This is a genomic window from Specibacter sp. AOP5-B1-6 (assembly GCF_052376555.1).
In the GTDB taxonomy this organism is placed as follows: Bacteria; Actinomycetota; Actinomycetes; order Actinomycetales; family Micrococcaceae; genus Specibacter.
This window is the reverse complement of sequence record NZ_JBQSVT010000045.1, coordinates 1-17,511: the sequence shown is the minus strand read 5'-3', so window position 1 is coordinate 17,511 and position 17,511 is coordinate 1. Positions and strand designations below refer to the sequence as shown.

The window sequence follows — 17,511 nt, the reverse complement described above, 5'->3', positions numbered from 1 at the left end:
ACAACTGCGGGCCACTTGCTGACGGTGGGGACTAGCCGGCCTGGGCCAACACCAGCGGCAGGACCTGGTCCGCGCCGGCCTGGCGCAGGGCGCGGCCGGCCACCGTGAGGCTCCACCGGCTGTCGACCAGGTCGTCCAGCAGCAGGACCGGGCCGCCGGGATGGGCTGCGAGCGCCGCCTGAAGTTCGGGCCCGACCGAGAAGCGTTCCCAGACACCGGCCAGCCGGTAGGCGCTGTTGCCGCCGCGGGCCCCCGTGGGTCCGCCAAATTCCAGGGACATCCCGCCCAGATAAGGCAGTCTGCCAATCTCGCAGATGGCCTGGGCAAAGGATTGCAGCAGCAGGGGCTTGGCACGCGACGGCATCGACACCACGGCAACGGGCCGTCCCGACCCTTCCCACCCGGCCTGGCCCCATTCGCGCAGCACGCCCACGACGGCCTGGGCCATGGCCGGGTCGAGGGGTGCGTCGGGCGCCCCGGCAGCAAACATGGCCCGCAATGCGTTGCCCCAGCCCAGGTCGGTGAGCCTGGCAAGGATCCGCCCGGTCGACAGCAACTCGTCGGCCTTGAGCTTGCCCTTCACGGGCACGCCGAGCTTGTCCATGCCGGTGGGCCACATGGCCCGCGGGTCAAGCGGCAGTCCCGCATGCCGCAACGACTCCCCCGCAGCCTCCGCCGCACCGGAGCCCACGTCGGCGTTGAACCAGCGCCCGGTGCAGTTGTCGCAACGGCCGCAGGGAGCCGCCGTGTCGTCGTCGAGCGCGGCCGCCAGATATTCCATCCGGCAGCCCGACATGCGCTCATACTCAACCATCGACTGTTGTTCATCCACCCGGGCCTGGGCAATCCTGCGGTAGCGTTCCTCGTCGTACACCCACGGCTGGCCGGTGGATTCCCAGCCGCCGGAGACCCGCTGCACCGCCCCGTCCACGGCCAGCACCTTCAGCAGGAGCTCCAGCGGGGTCCGGCGCAGGTCAACCCGGGCTTCCAGGGCAGGGGTCGACATGGGCTTGGGCGATTCCCCCAGCGCCTCAAGCACGGCCATGGCCTTGTCCTGGGCCGGCATGGACGCGGTCGCAAAGTACCGCCAAATCTCGGCGTCCTCGCTGCCCGGCAACAGCAGCACGTCGGCGTTCGCGCTGCCACGACCCGCACGGCCCACCTGCTGGTAGTAGGCAACAGGGGACGACGGCGCCCCCAAGTGAACAACGAAGCCCAGGTCGGGCTTGTCAAACCCCATGCCAAGAGCACTGGTGGCAACAAGCGCCTTCACCTGGTTGTTCTTGAGCGCCTCCTCCAAGGCCTCGCGGTCCATGGTGTCGGTGCGTCCCGTGTACGCCTTCACCACGTGCCCGGCCTCCGCCAGCAGCCGGGCGGTGTCCTCGGCCGCGGACACCGTCAAGGTGTAGATGATGCCGCTGCCCGGCAGTTCGGACAAATGGGTGAGCAGCCAGCCAAGCCGGTCGCGGGAGTCGGCCAGCCGCAGCACGCCGAGCCGCAGGGACTTTCGGGCCAGGGGTCCGCGAATCGTGAACACACCCGCCCCGAGCTGCTCTTCAATGTCGGCAACCACGCGCGAATTGGCCGTGGCAGTGGTGGCCAGGACCGGGACGGTGGCCGGCAGCTGGGCGATCAAGTCCGCTATCCGGCGGTAGTCGGGGCGGAAGTCGTGGCCCCAGTCGGAGATGCAGTGGGCCTCGTCAATCACCAACAGCCCGGTGCGCTGGATCAAGGTGGGCAGCTGGTTCTCCCGGAATGCCGGGTTTGTCAGCCTTTCCGGGGACACCAGCAGCACGTCAACCTCGTCGGCTGCCAACGCGGCAGCGACATCGCCCCAGTCGGTGGCGTTGGCCGAGTTGATGGCCATGGCCCGCACCCCTGCCCGCTCGGCGGCGGCCACCTGGTCGCGCATCAAGGCCAGCAGCGGGGACACAATCAAGGTGGGGCCCGCACCCCGGGCGCGGAGCAGCAGCGAAGCGACAAAGTACACGGCCGACTTGCCCCAACCGGTGCGTTGAACCACCAGCGCCCGGCGGTTGGAGTCAACAAGGGCTTCAATGGCTTCAAACTGGCCGTCGTGAAAAACCGCGTCCTGCCTGCCCACCAGCGCCCGCAGCACCTCAAGCGCCTGCGCCCGCGTATCTGACCGGGCATCTGAGGTTTCTGACCGGGCATCCGACCCGGCATCGGCAGGAAGGTCCGCCTCCATTGAGTAGCCCTGGTCGGCAGAATAGTTGGACAAATCGGCCGCGGAAGTGCCGGGTGCTGGTTGCATCGTCATCCCCCCAGTATTACAGCGGCCGCCGACACGCGGCCCCGCTCCGGAGCAAACTGTGGATAACCACACCCTTTTGGCCGCCAGCGGCGCCCGTTTGTCCTCCGGCGCTAGGATGGTGGGGTGACTACTGAAGAGAATTCGCCGGTTGACCTGTCCGACTCGTTCAAGGCCTACGACGTCCGCGGGCTTGTCGGCAAGACCATCACCACCGCCTCTGTCCGGGCCGTGGGTGCGGCCTTTGTTGACGTACTTGGGCTCGAGGGCAAAACGGTCCTCGTGGGCGGCGACATGCGCCCCTCCTCCCCCGATTTCTGCCAGGCATTTGCCGAAGGCGCCGCCGGGCGTGGCGCAACGGTGAAGCTGCTCGGCTTGATCTCCACCGACGAGCTCTACTTTGCCTCCGGCGTGCTCAATGCCGCCGGCGTGGTGTTCACGGCCAGCCACAACCCCGCCGAATACAACGGCATGAAGATGACTCGGGCCGGTGCCGTGCCGGTCTCCTCGGAAACAGGCATGTTCGAGATCCGCGACCTGGCCCAGTCCTACCTGGCCGACGGCATTCCAGCAGGAACCCCCGGCGGCACCATGGGCGGCATTGGCGAGGCCGACGTCCTGAAGGAATACGCCCTGTACCTGCGCAAGCTCGTCGACCTTTCGGGGTCCCGGCCGTTGAAGATTGTTGTCGACGCCGGAAACGGCATGGCCGGCATGACAACCCCCGCCGTTCTTGGCGACGCGCTGCTGCCGGGCCTGCCCCTTGAGATCGTCCCGCTGTACTTTGAGCTGGACGGCACCTTCCCCAACCACCCCGCCAACCCGCTGGAACCGGCCAACCTGGTTGACCTGCAGGCTGCGGTCCTCAAACACCGCGCCGACATTGGTCTGGCGTTCGACGGCGACGCCGACCGCTGCTTTGTCATTGACGAGCTCGGCCTGCCGCTCTCGCCGTCGGCCGTGACCGGACTGGTGGCCCGCCGGGAAATCGCCCGCGCACAAAAGGCGGGCGAGGAACACCCCACCGTCATCCACAACCTCATCACCTCCCGTGCGGTGCCCGAACTGATCAGCCACGACGGCGGCCGGGCGGTGCGCACACGTGTGGGCCACTCCTTCATCAAGGCCACCATGGCCGCCGAGGGCGCTGTTTTCGGCGGGGAGCACTCGGCCCACTACTACTTCCGGGACTTCTTCAACGCCGACACCGGCATGCTGGCGGCCATGCACGTCCTTGCCGCCCTGGGCGAGCAGGACGGCCCGCTTTCCGAACTGGGCCGCGAATACGAGCCCTATGTCTCCAGCGGCGAGATCAACTCGCAGCTTGCCGACGTCCCGGCCGCCGTCGCCAGGGTCCGTGCCACCTACACGACCGACGACGTCATCGTCGATGAGCTTGACGGCCTGACGTTCACAGCCAAGGATGGCGCCTGGTGGTTCAACCTGCGCGCCTCCAACACGGAGCCGTTCCTGCGCTTGAATGCAGAAGCCGTTGACGCCGTCACGATGGCCGACATCCGCGATGCAGTCCTTGCCATCGTGCGCATGTAACACCCGCTGCCCGCGAGCAACGAAACCAACCAACTCACTTTGTTAGGACTTACCGATGGACCAGAACACCCCTGAACAGGACGGCACCGAGCAAAACACTCCTGAGCAGACCGTCCCTGACCAGAACACCACCGAGCAGACCGGCGCCGACGCACTGGTCCAGGACGACCTGAACAAGCTCATCGGCACCGCCCTGGGCGTGGCCGGGGAGCAGCTGGAAGCCCACGGCGCCTTCCTGCCGGTTGGGCTGGTGCTGACGCACGACGGCGAACTGAGCCTGGTTGCCGTCGCCCCCAACACGGTGGAAGGCGAGGTGGAAGCCGAGCTCGATGCCGACCAAATGATCGCGGACCTGTTCGAGGCACTGGCGCAACAGCGCGATCAAAACCGGGCGGCCGCCGTCGTCTGTGACATTCATCTGCCGGACGACGTCACCGACGCCATCCACGTCATGGCAGAGCACAGCACGGGCGTGTGCGTTTCGGCCGTGCGGCCCTACCGCCAGGAGCCCACCGGCTGGGAGTTTGGCAATCCCTTCCTCGAAGCCGGCGAGATGGCGATCTGGGTCTAGCCTGTGCGCATTAACTCGTTCTCGGACGTGAGCCTGCGTCTCTTAATGGTGTTGAGCGCCATGCCCGACGACGAACTTCCCACCACCCGTGAGCTGGCGGAACTGGTGCGAACCCCGTACAACCACGTGACGAAGGCTGTGCTCAGGATGCGCCAGATGGGGCTGGTGGAGGCCATCCGCGGCCGCAGCGGGGGTGTGCGCATCTCAGCCGCCGGCAGGGTTGCCACCGTCGGCCGCGTGCTGCGCGAGCTCGACGACCACCGCGACGTCGCCGAGTGCGAAACCGACATGGGCGATTGCCCCCTGGTGCAAGACTGCGGCCTGCGCGGGGCGTTGAACCACGCCCGTGAGGCCTTCTACGCCTCGCTGGACGATGTGACGATCCAGGCACTGGCTGTTAAGCCTGCAATCGGCCCCGTTCCCGTGACGTTAAGCACAGTGCGTCCGGACTGAACCGCGCCAAGCCGGGCATTTTCTACATCTTGTAGAAATAGCCGATTTAAACACGCATCTGAAATGCTACTTTGGGATTGTCACCATGACTTTTACCCAAGGAGTACAGATGCTTTCGGAAAAATCGCGCCCCCTCATCGTTGCCACGCTGCCTTTGGTGGGCTCGCGACTCGGTGCCATCACCCCGAACTTCTACAGCCGGATGCTTGCCGCACGCCCCGAACTCCTGGACGGCTTGTTCAGCCGTGCCAACCAAAACAACGGAGAACAGCAGAAAGCCTTGGCCGGCTCGATTGCCGGTTTCGCTTCAGCCCTCATCGCCAATCCCGACCTTGTCCCCGAGACCATGCTCAGCCGCATCGCGCACAAGCACACGTCATTGGGCATCACCGAGGACCAGTACGAGATCGTCTACAAGTACCTTTTCGAGGCCATCGCCGAAGAACTCGCGGACGTCATCACCGCCGAGATCGCCGAGGCCTGGACCGAGGTTTACTGGCTCATGGCCAACGCCCTGGTCAAGATTGAAAAAGGCCTCTACGCGATTCAAGCCAACGACAAGATGTGGATGCCCTGGACAGTCGTTGAAAAGCGTCAGGCCGGCACCGACGCCGTCACCTTTGTCCTGGCACCCGCCGACGACACCCCTGTCACCATCGCCCGGCCCGGCCAGTTTGTCAGCGTCCGGCTCGCCCTTCCCGACGGCCTGCTCCAGTGCCGCCAGTACTCCCTGTCGGCCGACGCCGGGTCCACCACCCGCCGCGTGTTCACCACCAAGCGCGACGACGGCGGCGAGGTCTCACCCGTGCTGCACAACAACGTCAAGGTCGGGGACGTCGTCGAACTTTCCAATCCTTACGGCGACGTGACGCTCGACGGCGAGGGCCCGGTCGTGTTTGCCACGGCCGGAATTGGCTGCACCCCCTCCGCGTCGGCGCTGCGCTCGCTCGCCGCCACCGGCGCCGACCGTGAGATTCTGGTGCTGCACGCCGAGAAGAACCTGGAGGCTTGGGCGCTGCGCGAGCAGATGACCAGCGACGTGGACGCCATTGCCGGGGCCCGGCTGCAGCTGTGGCTGGAGGAGCCAACCGCGGGCTTCAACAAGGGGTTCATGTCGCTTGACGGCCTTGACCTGCCCGGCAACGCCTCCATGTACGTGTGCGGGCCACTGCCGTTCATGAAGGCCATCCGCAACCAGGCCATCGATGCCGGCATCCCGTCAACGAAGATTCACTACGAGGTATTCGGCCCCGATGTGTGGCTCTCCGGCGCCGCGAACTAACTGCACTCCGGTGCGGCGGTGCCGGCGTTCCCTCGCAGGAACCCCGGCACGGCAAAGGGACCCAGGTTTGACCACACCGGTCGAGCCTGGGTCCCTTCCGTCCGTTAAGCCGCGAAGCGCTGCTTCAGGCCTGCCAGTTCGGCCGCCATTTCAGCCGGCAGGGAGCCACCGAAACGGGCGTACCACTCGTCGATCCCGGCAAGCTCGGCTTCCCATTCTTCCGGGTCCACCTTGAGTGCATCAACCACGTCCGACGGCGCGACGTCCAGTCCGTCCAGATCCAGGGAACCGGGGGCCGGGACAAACCCGATGGGGGTTTCGACGGCGTCGGCCGTGCCTTCGATGCGTTCTATTGCCCACTTGAGCACGCGGCTGTTTTCGCCAAATCCGGGCCAGGCAAAGCCGCCGGTCGCCGTGCGGCGGAACCAGTTCACGAGGAAGATCTTCGGCAGCCTGTCCTGGTTGGCCTTGCCCGAGAGCTCGATCCAGTGCTTGAGGTAGTCCCCGGCGTCGTAGCCGATGAACGGCAGCATGGCCATGGGATCCCGGCGCACAACACCGACAGCACCGGTGGCGGCGGCGGTGGTTTCCGAGGACAGGGTTGAGCCCATGAAGATGCCGTGGGTCCAGTCCCGGGCCTGGGTGACCAGGGGGATGGTGGTCTTGCGGCGGCCGCCAAAGAAGATGGCGTTGATTTCCACACCCTCCGGCGAGAAGTAGTCGCTGGAGAGCATGTCGACCTGGTCGATGGGCGTGGCGAAGCGCGAGTTGGCGTGGGCTGCCGGCCGGCCGGACTCCGGCGTCCAGTCCTGCCCCTGCCAGTCCGTCAGGTGTGCGGGCACCTCGGTGGTCATGCCCTCCCACCAGACACCGCCGTCGTCGGTCAAGGCAACGTTAGTGAAGATTGAGTTGCCCTTGACAATGGCAGCCATGGCGTTCGGGTTGGTGGCCCAGCCTGTGCCGGGAGCCACGCCGAAGAGGCCGGCCTCGGGGTTCACCGCACGCAGCTCGCCCTCCTTGCCAAAGCGCATCCAGTTGATGTCGTCGCCCAGGGTTTCGGCCTTCCAACCCGGAATGGTGGGTTCGAGCAGGGCCAGGTTCGTCTTGCCACAGGCCGAGGGGAAGGCTGCCGCCACGTGGTAGTTCTTGTTCTCCGGGCTGGTGAGCTTGAGGATGAGCATGTGCTCGGCCAGCCAGCCCTCATCGCGGGCCATGACAGACGCGATCCGCAGTGCAAAGCACTTTTTGCCCAGCAGTGCATTGCCGCCGTAGCCGGAGCCGAAGGAAAAGATGGCACGCTCTTCGGGGAAGTGGACAATCCACTTCTCCTCGTTGCAGGGCCACGCCACGTCCTGCTGACCGTCTTCCAGCGGCGCTCCCACGGAATGCAGGGCCGGGACGAAGAAGGCGTTGGTTTCCTCAAGCTTGCGCAGAACCTCGCTGCCAATGTTTGCCATGATGCGCATCGAGGCCACCACGTAGGCCGAGTCTGTGATCTCCACGCCGAACTTGGGGTCCTCGGCGTCGAGCGGGCCCATGACGAAGGGGATGACGTACATGGTGCGCCCGCGCATGCTGCCGGCGAACTTTTCGTCCAGAATCGCCTTCATGGCGGCCGGTTCCATCCAATTGTTGGTGAAGCCGGCGTCGCTCTCCTTTTCGGAGCAGATGAAGGTTCTGCCTTCGACCCGGGCCACGTCCTTGGGGTCCGAGAATGCCGCGAAGGAGTTGGGGAACAGTTCCGGGTTGAGGCGGGTCAGGGTTCCCTCGTTCACCAGGTGGTCCGTCAACAGGGCATATTCCTGCGCAGACCCGTCCACCCAGCGGATGTTCTCCGGCAAGGTCAGAGCGGCCACCTCGGACACCCAGGCTGCAAGGGCCCCATGGGTTGTCATTGCCTGCTCAACGGATTCCTGCACTGGCGCGTGGCCCATTGTGTTTCCCTTCATTGGGTGGGTAGGTGATGTCTAAATGCTATGGCCCGACTTTCCGACTTTCTGGGCAAGGGATATGGGACGTACCCACACGGCACACCACCTATCCCCCGACTTTCCGCGGTTCTTGCACTTTGGCACAGTCAGGATTTGTGAGCCAGATCACGTAGACCGGTACAGTGTTGGAGGACACTGCGCTTCCGATTTGTACACTGGGGTCAAGTCGGGTTAGAGTTATTCACGGCCCGAGGGTCAACAAAGAAACAAAGAAACTGAATATGCGTGCGTAGCTCAATGGATAGAGCACCTGACTACGGATCAGGAGGTTGGGGGTTCGAGTCCCTTCGCGCGCACTTTAGAAAAAGAGTCCCAAATTTCGGTTTGGGACTCTTTTTTGTTTAAGCCTCGGGGCCGCTATCCCGGGCCGACGCAGGACCAGCGTGCCACCCCGGTTATGCCCGATGCAGGTCAGTGGCCGGGCTTGGTCCCGAACCCTGCGACGGCTTGCTCGACGGCGGCCAGGACAGCCTTGTCCCCGAGCGTGCGAAAGTGCCCCGAGATGGGCAGCTGCACGTTCACCGCCCCGGGCAGCGCGCTGCCACCGGGAATGTGCGGATCAAACTCAGGATAAATGGAGACCACCTTGTGGTTCAGCGCTCTCTGTCCTTGCAGCGCAACAAGCACGACGTCGGCCGGCGAAAAGTCCCGCAGCGTCCGGGACAGCAGGTAGCGGGCATAGGGGGAACCGGAGAACGGGGCCGCCACGGCCACCATCCCCAGCACCTTCACCGGGCGGGCAACCTCCGCGGAACCGGCGTCGGCACCTGGGCGGGCCGGGGCTGGGAGCCGCCCTTCGCCGTCGTGCTTCAGCAACTCTGCTTTCAGTAATTCTGCATCCAGCATGACGTGCTTGCCGATCAACCCACCCTTGCTGTGCGCCAGCAGGATGAACGCGGAAACGTCGTGCGCGGCGGCCAGTTTCGCGAGCGCCGCCGTCACCAGCGCAGCGGATTCCGGCACCGTGAGGCGGTTGGTTCCGAGTTCGGGGACGGTGAACACCTTGAATCCGGCGGCATTGAGTCGGGTGGCTGCGGGTTCAAGGAACAGCCAGGTCTCGTAGACGCCGGGCAGCAGCACGATGGCCGGCAGCCCGGGGTCGCCGGTGGAATAACGGGTCGGGGTGCTGCGGCGGAAGACCGACTGCAGCTGCCGCCAGCCCGCGTAGACGTAATCGCGCAGCCACCAGCCGAGCCGCCCCGGGCCCTTCATTCAGCGCCCATTCCCGGCGGCCGTGTTCATCGGGCACCCACGTGGGCAAGAATGTATTCGGCCACGCAGACGCCGTCCTTGACCATGGTTTCGTGTCGGCGGCCGTCAACTTCGACCATCGTCGCGTCCGGAATCAACGCGGTCACTTCCTCGACCCAATCTTGCGGGCAGACGTGGTCGCGGCTGCCCCTGATCACCAGGGTGTGCGCCCGGATCCGGGGCAGGGTCTGCTCAATCGTGTGCTCCATCATGCTGCGCAGCTTCTTGATAAACCACCGTGGGCCTGTTTTCACATAGTTCTGCATGCCCAGGACCATCACCGTGGGGCTTTCACCAAAAAGATCCTGGACCATGCGCAGCGCCTGCCTGCCAATGGTGCGTTCGTGCCGGTTCACCGTGGGAGCCACCAGCACCACCTCGGGGAACAGCTCCGGACGCTGCGCCGCCGCCTCGGCCACCACCTGGGTGCCCATGGAATGGCCCACCAGAACGGGACGGTCGAGGCCTTCAACTTCCACAAATTCGATGAGCAGTGCACCCAATTGGGCCATTGACAGCCCATGTTCGGGTTCAGGGGCATCGCCAAAGCCGGGCAGATCCAGGGCCACCACACGGCCATGGTCCTCGAGGGCCGTGCTGAGCTGGGCAAAATAAGACATCCCCATGCCAATTCCGTGCACCAGGAGAAACGTCTGCCGGGCTTCCCTGTCGGTGTCGGTGGTGACAACAACGTGTCCGGAGACAACAACTTCGCGCACACTCATAATGACAGTATCGCCGAGATTCGGGCCGGCGGATGGCGCCGCGCATGAAGGCGCTGATGACGGCGGGAACCCGGCAGGGGTGGCGGCCAGGGCCCGGGACGGAACCGGCCAGGCCGGGAAGCAAGCCCGGGAGGCCGACCCGGGGCGAAGCGAGTGCCTTACTCTGCCTCGACGAACTCCCGGATCTTGGCACGGATGCCGTTAAAGTGGCTGCTGAGCATCTGGGACGCTGTTGCGACGTCCTGGGCGGCAACCGCTTCGTAGATGGTCCGGTGTTGTGCTGCCGTGTGGAGCAGGTCTGAGCCGCCGGTGCCAACCTGCACGTGGATCTTGCGGTAGACCTTCCAGAACACGCTCATGAGGTTCATCAAGAGGTCGTTGCCGAGCGGTTCAAAGAGCAGGCGGTGGAACTCCGCATCGGCTTCGGCAAAGGGCTCGCCACGGGCGGCCAGCTCCTCCATCTTGGCCACTGCCGCCTCGATGCCCGCCAATTGCTCCTTTGTGACAACGGCAATGCTGGCCCCGATAAGCCCGGACTCCAGTGCCTCGCGGATATCAACGAGCTGCAGGGCTTCGAGGCCTTCATGCCGCAACGAGAGGCGGCCACGGAACGTGAGCCCGTCTGCCAGCGCGTCAAAATTGCTGGGGGCAACAAACATGCCGAAGCCGTGGCGGATTTCAATGACCCCCAACGCCTGAAGGACCTTCAGCGACTCGCGAAGCGTGTTGCGGCCAACGCCCAACACCTCACACAGTTCGCTCTCCGTGGGCATGGGATCACCCGCGTCCAGGTCCCGTTCAAGGATGAGTTCCATAATGTCTGCCTGCAATGCGCGAAGCCGTGCCTGGGCACTGAACCGGGCCTTCGGCGCTACCGTCGAGATGGACAACAAAACTCCTCAGAAAATGTGTGTCGCTTGATGCGCGCGTTTCTCACTTTAATGGCGATATTACGGGCAATCCTTCCCCCGCGATAGCATCAGCCCCCATGGCCGTGCCGTTGCGGCCCTCGGGCCGCGCCGGAAACTTCGTGCGGGATGATCTAAGACATAGAATATCGGATGTCCGACCACTTGCATATAGCCACCGCTCCCGGCACCACCGCTCCCCGACCCCTCCCGCATCCACTCCGCCAACAACAGCGGAGGACCGCAAGGGGAAATGGTTGCGGTTGCCAACAAAAACGGCGCCTTGTGTGCGGAGCAACCGAGACCAAAATGAGACCGCCGCCTCACTTGACCAATCCTTGTGATGGCTATTACAGTTTTACCATAAGCATCGGACGTCCTACATCCGATAACCAATAGACGAAATGGTGAGTCCACAGAATGAGCAATACTCTTCAGAACCTGCCTGTAACCCCCGCGTCACGGCGCACATTCCTCAAGGCCGCTGGCGTCCTTGGGGCGGCCACCGCCTTCACCGCAACCCTTGCAGCCTGCGGGTCCTCCACCGACTCCGCCAAGGACACCACCAACACCGGTGAAGTCAACAAGGATCTCAGCATTGAAGCTGGCATCTCCTACTCACTGTCCACCGGCTTCGATCCGATGAGCTCATCGGGCGCGACCCCGATGGCCGCCAACCTGCACATCTTCGAGGGCCTGGTGGAACTCCACCCGGCAACACGCGAGCCCTACAACGCCCTCGCCGCCGAAGACCCCAAGAAGGTCGACGACAAGACCTACCAGGTGACCATCCGCGAAGGTGCGAAGTTCCACGACGGCTCCCCCGTCACCACCGAGGATGTGGCCTACTCGTTCGAGCGCGTGCTCGATCCGGCCAACCAGGCCCTGTTCGCACAGTTCATCTTCTTCATCGACTCCGTCAAGGCCGTCGACGACAAGACTGTTGAGTTCAAGCTGAACACCGCATTTGCCGGCTTCGGCCCGCGCATCTCCGTGGTCAAGGTTGTGCCCAAGGCTGTTGCCTCCGCAGACCAGAAGGCCTTCGACGCCAAGCCCATCGGCACCGGCCCGTACAAGTTCGTTTCCGCTGCCAAGGATGACAAGATCGTCTTCGCCCGCAACGACGACTACAACGGCCCCAAGCCGGCGCTGGCCAAGGACATGACCTGGTTCCTGCTCTCCGATGCCTCGGCCCGCGTGACCGCCATGCAGTCCGGCCGCGTCCAGGCCATCGAGGACGTCCCCTACCTGGACGTCGACGCCCTCAAGAACAAGGTCGATGTTGAGTCCGTGCAGTCCTTCGGCCTGCTGTTCCTCATGTTCAACCTGTCCAAGGCACCCTTCGACAAGAAGGAAGTTCGTCAGGCACTGCACTACGCCCTGAACAAGGAAGCCATCATCAAGACCGCGCTGCTGGGCAATGCGGCTGCCGCAACTTCGTACTTCCAGGAGGGCAGCCCCAACTACCAGAAGGCGTCCACCGTTTACGGGTACGACGTCGACAAGGCCAAGTCGCTGCTGTCCGAAGCAGGCGTCACCGGCCTGAAGCTGACCCTGACCAGCACGGACACCGCCTGGGTCAAGGACGTCATCCCGCTGATCAAGAAGGACTGGGATGCCATCGGTGTGGCGACCACGCTGGAGCCCCTGGCTTCGGCAGCCGTCTACGCACCGGACAAGGTCAGCGGCCTGAAGTACGACGTGCTCGCAGCCCCCGGTGACCCCTCCGTGTTCGGCAACGACGCAGACATCCTGTTGAGCTGGTTCTACCGCGGCGACACGTGGGCCAAGAACCGCTTCGCCTGGAGTGATTCAGCAGAGTACAAGGAAGTCCAGACCAAGTTGGATGCGGCCCTGGCTGCTCCCGAGGCTGACGCCAAAAAGCTCTACAGCGAGATCATCAACATCGTTGCCGAAGAAGCACCGCTGTACCCGATCTTCCACCGCAAGCTGCCGACCGCCTGGGATTCAAAGAAGCTCAAGGGCTTCCAGCCGCTGCCGACCACCGGCATTTCCTTCGTCGGCGTTGGCCGCACGGAATAGCTTCAACGCTTCATCACAGACCGGAGGGGCTGTGGCCCACCACTGGCCACGGCCCCTCCGCTCTCTCACCATTTTCACTATGACGCAGCACACGGTCCCCCCGCCGGGCCGCTGCAAATAGAACCGGAGTAAGTACATTGGCAAACTTTTTGCGACTGCTGGGACGCCGGCTCGCAGCACTACCCCTGATGATCCTGGGTGTCACCCTGCTGGTCTTCGTGGTGCTGCAGTTCGCTCCCGGCGACCGTGCCGTTGCCGCGCTGGGTGAAGGGGCCTCACCCGAGGCGCTGGCACAATACCGCGAGAGCAACGGATACAACGACCCGCTTTTCATTCAATACTTCCAATACCTGGGCAAGCTCATCACGGGCAACTTTGGCAACACGCTGCCCCCGCAGAAGCCCATCACCGAGGTCATTGCCAGCGCCTTCCCGGTGACCTTGCAGCTGACGTTCCTTGGCGTCTTGATCGCCATCGTCATCTCCCTCGTCTTCGGTGTCCTCGCGGCCCTGTACCGCGACACCTGGGTAGACCAGATCATCCGCATCTTCTCCGTTGCCGCCATTGCCACCCCCTCCTTCTGGCTCGGCATCCTGCTCATCCAGTGGTTCGCACTGGGCAGCGACTCCTGGTTCCCGTCCGGCGGTCTTGCGGACCCCTCCGACGGATTCGGCGGCTGGCTCAGCTCCATGACGCTGCCGGCGCTGGCACTGGCCATCCCGGTGTCCGCCTCCTTGATCCGCGTGGTCCGCACCTCGATGGTTGAGGAACTGGACCGCGACTACGTGCGCACGGCCATCGGCAACGGCGTTCCCTACTCAACCGTCGTTTCCAAAAACGTTCTCCGCAACGCCCTGGTCACCCCGGTGACCGTGCTGGGCCTGCGCATCGGCTACCTGCTTGGCGGCGCCGTCGTCATTGAAATGATCTTCTCCCTGCCCGGCATGGGACAGCAGATCCTCAACGGCATCACCAACGTTGACACCAACCTGGTTCAGGGCGTGGTGCTTGTCATCGCCGTGACGTTTGTGCTCGTGAACATCCTGGTGGACCTTCTTTACCTGCTCATCAACCCCCGAATCAGGACGGTCTAAGTCATGCGTAGCAAACTTGCCGAACGGCTCAGCGCGCCTGGCCTGCGCTTCAAGGCCCTGACCCTGGGCTCCAAACTGGCCCTGCTCTTCCTGGTCTTCATCGTCATTGTGGCCATTCTGGCCCCTTGGATTGCCCCGCACGACCCGCTGGAAACCGGAGACCCGGCCACAGCGCCCGGCCCCGTCCACTGGTTTGGCACCGACCGCATCGGCCGCGACATCCTCTCCCGCCTGATGTACGGCGCCCAGGCCTCGCTCATGATCGGCCTCGGCTCCGTGGCGCTGGCCATCTTGATCGGCGCCACCCTCGGCGCATTGGCCGCGACGTCCTCCAAGGCCGTCAACGAAGTCATCATGCGCATCATGGACATCTTGATGGCATTCCCGGGCATCGCCCTGGCCGCCGTGCTGCTGACAGCATTTGGCAACTCGGTGCCCACCATCATCGTCTCGATCGCCATCATCTACACCCCGCAGCTTGCCCGCGTCGTCCGCGCCAATGTGCTCTCCCAATATGGCGAGGACTATGTCCGGGCCGAGCGGGTCATTGGCGCCGGCCGCGCGTACATCATGGTCAAGCACATTGTCCGCAACACCGCCGCCCCCGTACTGGTGTTCGCCACGGTCATGGTCGCCGACGCCATCATCCTCGAAGCGTCCCTGTCCTTCCTTGGCGCAGGCATCCAGGACCCCGATCCCAGCTGGGGCAACGTCATCTCCTATGGCCGCAACCTGGTGCTCTCCGGCGGCTGGTGGGCAACCACCTTCGCCGGCCTTGTCATCCTGCTGACGGTGCTGGCCCTGAACATCCTGGCCGAAGGCCTCACGGATGCGATGGTCAACCCGCGGCTGAAGAAGGCTGCCCCGGTGAAGGACGACGACGGTTCGGCAGCTGCCGCTCTGGAACTCGCCAAGGCTGATGCGCAGGCACGCGCGGCGATCGAGGACCCGTTCGCGGCCCTGGACAAGGAACTGCTGCTGCTGCAGGCCGTTGAACAGTCACGTTCGGACCGGCTGCCGCAGCTTGGCACCGAAGCCCGCGTGATTCTTGAAGTCAAGAACCTCTCCATCCGGTTCCCGGCCCGCTTCGACAACACCCCCATTGTGGAAAACGTCTCCTTCACGGTTCGCGAAGGCGAAACCATGGGCCTGGTGGGCGAGTCCGGTTGCGGCAAGTCCATCACCTCCCTGGCCATCATGGGGCTGCTGCCCAAAACGGCAGAGGTCACCGGCTCGATCAAATTTGATGGCAGGGAACTGCTGGATCCGGCCACCAAGCACAGCTCGAACAAGGCCTACGAGGGGCTGCGCGGCGAACAAATCGCCATGGTCTACCAGGACGCGTTGAGTTCACTCAACCCGTCCATGCTGATCAAGGACCAGATGCTGCAGCTCACCCGGCGCAACGGCCGCAAGACCCCGGCCGAACTGCTGGAAATGGTGAAGCTGGATCCCGTGCGCACGCTCAAGAGCTACCCGCACGAGCTCTCCGGCGGCCAGCGCCAGCGCGTGCTGATCGCCATGGCCCTGTCCCGCTCGCCCAAGATTGTGGTTGCCGACGAACCCACCACCGCCCTGGACGTCACCGTCCAGAAGCAGGTGGTCGACCTCCTCAACGAGCTGCGTGAGCAGCTGGGCTTCGCCATGGTGTTTGTCAGCCACGACCTTGCCCTGGTCGCCTCGCTGGCCCACAAGATCACCGTCATGTACGCCGGTCAGGTGGTGGAGTCGGCACAGGCCTCGGAACTGCTGGCACACCCCACCCACGAATACACCCGCGGGCTGCTGGGCGCGGTGCTCTCCATCGAGTCCGACGCCGTCCGGCTGCATCAGATCCCCGGCACGGTTCCCTCGCCGCGGGAGTTTGCTTTCGGCGACAGGTTTGCCGGCCGGTCCCAGCGGCCCGACGCCGATCCGGGACAAAAGCTGGCTTTTGTCCCCATCACCCGTGACGGCGTGACAACCGACCACTTCTGGGCCAGCCACAAGCGCGAAGATGCCCCGGCGGTTCCCGCCGCAGCAGTTACGGAAGGTGCCTCATGAGCAAGCACGCAACAGCAGCAAACCAGGACGGGAACTCCCCCGTCATCGAGCTGAAGGACCTGCACGTCCACCACCGGACCCGGTCCGGCGGACTGTTCAAGCCCAGCTACGTCAAGGCCGTCAACGGCGTTGACTTCACCATCAGCCGCGGCGAAACCGTGGGCATTGTTGGCGAATCCGGTTGCGGCAAGTCCACCCTGGCCTCGGTGCTGGTTGGCTTGCAGACGCCCACCTCCGGTGAGGTGCTCTTCCGTGGCAAGCCCGCCATCAAGCGGAACGCGGCAATGCGCAAGGCCTTTGGGCGATCAGTGTCCGTGGTCTTCCAGGATCCCTCCACCGCCTTGAACCCGCGCATGACCATTCAGGACATCCTGCTTGACCCGTTGATCGTGCACGGCATCGGCAACGGTGCGTCGAGGCTGGCCAAGGTTGCCGAACTGCTCTCGCTGGTTGGCTTGCCGCAGTCGGCAGCCGAGGTCACGCCGTCGCAGGTTTCCGGCGGGCAGCGCCAGCGTGTGGCCATCGCCCGCGCCCTGGCACTGGGCCCGGACATCATGGTCGCCGACGAACCGACCTCGGCGCTGGATGTTTCGGTCCGCGCCCAGGTGCTGAACCTGCTCTCGGACCTGAAAAAGGAACTGAATCTTGGCATGGTTTTCATCAGCCACGACATCCAGACGGTCCGCTACGTTTCTGACCGGATTTGCGTCATGTACTACGGCCAGATCGTGGAACAAGGCCCGGCCGAGCAGATCTTCGACCATCCCAGCAACGACTACACGAAGAAGCTTCTCGGCGCTGCGCCGTCACTTCTGCACATCTAATCCCCATGTCCTCTCGTGCTGGCGCTGGCGCGTCGGCACGAGAGGGCGCATGGACCCCCATATTTCCCTATAATCAACACAATTTTGGAGCAATTCACGTGACTACCGTCGCAACCCGTTTCCAGGGCGTCATTCCCCCCGTTTGCACACCCCGCACCGCCGAAGGCGCCATCGACGTGCCCTCGCTGGAGAACCTCACCCGCCACCTGCTCGACGGCGGCGTGACAGGCCTGTTCGTCAACGGTTCCTCCGGCGAGGTGACCCACCTGACCAACGACGAGCGCGACACCGTGCTGACCACCATCGCCGGCGTCAACGCCGGACAGGTCCCCCTGCTGGTCGGTGCTGTGGAGCAGACCACCAACCGTGTTGTTGAAGAAGCCCGCCGCATGGTCTCCCTCGGGGCCGACGGCATCGTGGCAACCAGCCAGTACTACGCCATCAGCAACGCCGAAGAGACTGGCCGCCACATCCGCACGGTTGCCGCTTCCGTTGACGTGCCG

At 64.3% G+C, this 17,511-nt stretch carries 14 protein-coding genes and 1 tRNA gene; 10 read left to right on the top strand and 5 right to left on the bottom strand.

Translation table 11 applies throughout. The features are described from left to right. Positions 1-31 precede the first annotated feature (31 nt). Positions 32-2,209: a RecQ family ATP-dependent DNA helicase gene (locus ACT3TS_RS16835; RefSeq protein WP_444532693.1), complete on the bottom strand. Its 2,178-nt coding sequence runs from the start codon at positions 2,207-2,209 to the stop codon at positions 32-34. Between the two features lie 189 nt (positions 2,210-2,398). On the opposite strand from ACT3TS_RS16835, the gene ACT3TS_RS16830 reads away from it, so the two are divergent. The 4 genes from ACT3TS_RS16830 to ACT3TS_RS16815 all read left to right on the top strand — a co-directional run bounded on the left by ACT3TS_RS16830 (position 2,399) and on the right by ACT3TS_RS16815 (position 6,129). Continuing rightward, positions 2,399-3,823 (top strand): phosphomannomutase/phosphoglucomutase, encoded by a 1,425-nt coding sequence (locus ACT3TS_RS16830; protein WP_444532678.1) that lies wholly within the window; start codon positions 2,399-2,401, stop codon positions 3,821-3,823. A gap of 55 nt (positions 3,824-3,878) precedes the next feature. Further along, positions 3,879-4,394: a hypothetical protein gene (locus tag ACT3TS_RS16825; RefSeq protein ID WP_444532677.1), complete on the top strand. Its 516-nt coding sequence runs from the start codon at positions 3,879-3,881 to the stop codon at positions 4,392-4,394. Between the two features lie 3 nt (positions 4,395-4,397). Further along, positions 4,398-4,847 carry an RrF2 family transcriptional regulator gene (locus ACT3TS_RS16820; protein WP_444532676.1) on the top strand — a complete coding sequence of 150 codons (450 nt, stop codon included), beginning with the start codon at positions 4,398-4,400 and terminating at the stop codon, positions 4,845-4,847. A 109-nt stretch (positions 4,848-4,956) separates the two neighbouring features. After that, the gene (locus ACT3TS_RS16815) at positions 4,957-6,129 is read left to right on the top strand and encodes a globin domain-containing protein (RefSeq protein WP_444532675.1); all 1,173 of its coding nucleotides are present in this window, start codon (positions 4,957-4,959) and stop codon (positions 6,127-6,129) included. Between the two features lie 104 nt (positions 6,130-6,233). Here the strand turns inward: ACT3TS_RS16815 and ACT3TS_RS16810 are convergent, their stop codons facing one another. Continuing rightward, complete coding sequence (locus ACT3TS_RS16810) at positions 6,234-8,063, bottom strand: phosphoenolpyruvate carboxykinase (GTP) (RefSeq protein WP_444532674.1); 1,830 nt, start codon at positions 8,061-8,063, stop codon at positions 6,234-6,236. A gap of 280 nt (positions 8,064-8,343) precedes the next feature. On the opposite strand from ACT3TS_RS16810, the gene ACT3TS_RS16805 reads away from it, so the two are divergent. Next, positions 8,344-8,416, top strand: a tRNA-Arg gene (locus tag ACT3TS_RS16805). Positions 8,417-8,531: 115 nt separating this feature from the next. On the opposite strand, the gene ACT3TS_RS16800 is transcribed toward ACT3TS_RS16805, so the two are convergent. The 3 genes from ACT3TS_RS16800 to ACT3TS_RS16790 all read right to left on the bottom strand — a co-directional run bounded on the left by ACT3TS_RS16800 (position 8,532) and on the right by ACT3TS_RS16790 (position 10,986). After that, a complete protein-coding gene (locus ACT3TS_RS16800) occupies positions 8,532-9,332 on the bottom strand; it encodes an alpha/beta hydrolase (protein WP_444532673.1) in 801 nt (266 codons plus the stop codon). Positions 9,333-9,358: 26 nt separating this feature from the next. Then, on the bottom strand, positions 9,359-10,096 hold the full coding sequence (locus tag ACT3TS_RS16795) for an alpha/beta fold hydrolase (RefSeq protein ID WP_444532672.1): 738 nt from the start codon (positions 10,094-10,096) through the stop codon (positions 9,359-9,361). 158 nt (positions 10,097-10,254) lie between these two features. Next, positions 10,255-10,986, bottom strand: a complete 732-nt coding sequence (locus ACT3TS_RS16790) for a FadR/GntR family transcriptional regulator (RefSeq protein WP_444532671.1) — start codon at positions 10,984-10,986, stop codon at positions 10,255-10,257. 438 nt (positions 10,987-11,424) lie between these two features. Here ACT3TS_RS16790 and ACT3TS_RS16785 point away from each other — a divergent pair, with 438 nt between their 5' ends. The 5 genes from ACT3TS_RS16785 to ACT3TS_RS16765 all read left to right on the top strand — a co-directional run. Then, on the top strand, positions 11,425-13,047 hold the full coding sequence (locus ACT3TS_RS16785; protein ID WP_444532670.1) for an ABC transporter substrate-binding protein: 1,623 nt from the start codon (positions 11,425-11,427) through the stop codon (positions 13,045-13,047). A 188-nt stretch (positions 13,048-13,235) separates the two neighbouring features. Continuing rightward, complete coding sequence (locus tag ACT3TS_RS16780; RefSeq protein WP_444532692.1) at positions 13,236-14,141, top strand: ABC transporter permease; 906 nt, start codon at positions 13,236-13,238, stop codon at positions 14,139-14,141. A gap of 3 nt (positions 14,142-14,144) precedes the next feature. After that, entirely contained in the window at positions 14,145-16,184 is a 2,040-nt protein-coding gene (locus tag ACT3TS_RS16775; protein ID WP_444532669.1) for a dipeptide/oligopeptide/nickel ABC transporter permease/ATP-binding protein, read from the top strand. Next, on the top strand, positions 16,181-17,008 hold the full coding sequence (locus tag ACT3TS_RS16770; protein ID WP_444532668.1) for an ATP-binding cassette domain-containing protein: 828 nt from the start codon (positions 16,181-16,183) through the stop codon (positions 17,006-17,008). Before ACT3TS_RS16775 ends, ACT3TS_RS16770 begins: the two co-directional genes overlap by 4 nt. A 98-nt stretch (positions 17,009-17,106) precedes the next feature. After that, positions 17,107-17,511: dihydrodipicolinate synthase family protein (locus ACT3TS_RS16765; RefSeq protein ID WP_444532667.1), on the top strand; the 405-nt coding region annotated here is incomplete at its 3' end.

Bases quoted from the DNA above. Each gene is read 5' to 3' on its own strand.
- ACT3TS_RS16835 (WP_444532693.1), bottom strand. From the start codon at position 2,209: ATGGAGGCGGACCTTCCTGCCGATGCCGGGTCGGATGCCCGGTCAGAA.
- ACT3TS_RS16825 (WP_444532677.1), top strand. From the start codon at position 3,879: ATGGACCAGAACACCCCTGAACAGGACGGCACCGAGCAAAACACTCCT.
- ACT3TS_RS16815 (WP_444532675.1), top strand. From the start codon at position 4,957: ATGCTTTCGGAAAAATCGCGCCCCCTCATCGTTGCCACGCTGCCTTTG.
- ACT3TS_RS16810 (WP_444532674.1), bottom strand. From the start codon at position 8,063: ATGGGCCACGCGCCAGTGCAGGAATCCGTTGAGCAGGCAATGACAACC.
- ACT3TS_RS16800 (WP_444532673.1), bottom strand. From the start codon at position 9,332: ATGAAGGGCCCGGGGCGGCTCGGCTGGTGGCTGCGCGATTACGTCTAC.
- ACT3TS_RS16795 (WP_444532672.1), bottom strand. From the start codon at position 10,096: ATGAGTGTGCGCGAAGTTGTTGTCTCCGGACACGTTGTTGTCACCACC.
- ACT3TS_RS16785 (WP_444532670.1), top strand. From the start codon at position 11,425: ATGAGCAATACTCTTCAGAACCTGCCTGTAACCCCCGCGTCACGGCGC.
- ACT3TS_RS16780 (WP_444532692.1), top strand. From the start codon at position 13,236: ATGATCCTGGGTGTCACCCTGCTGGTCTTCGTGGTGCTGCAGTTCGCT.
- ACT3TS_RS16775 (WP_444532669.1), top strand. From the start codon at position 14,145: ATGCGTAGCAAACTTGCCGAACGGCTCAGCGCGCCTGGCCTGCGCTTC.
- ACT3TS_RS16770 (WP_444532668.1), top strand. From the start codon at position 16,181: ATGAGCAAGCACGCAACAGCAGCAAACCAGGACGGGAACTCCCCCGTC.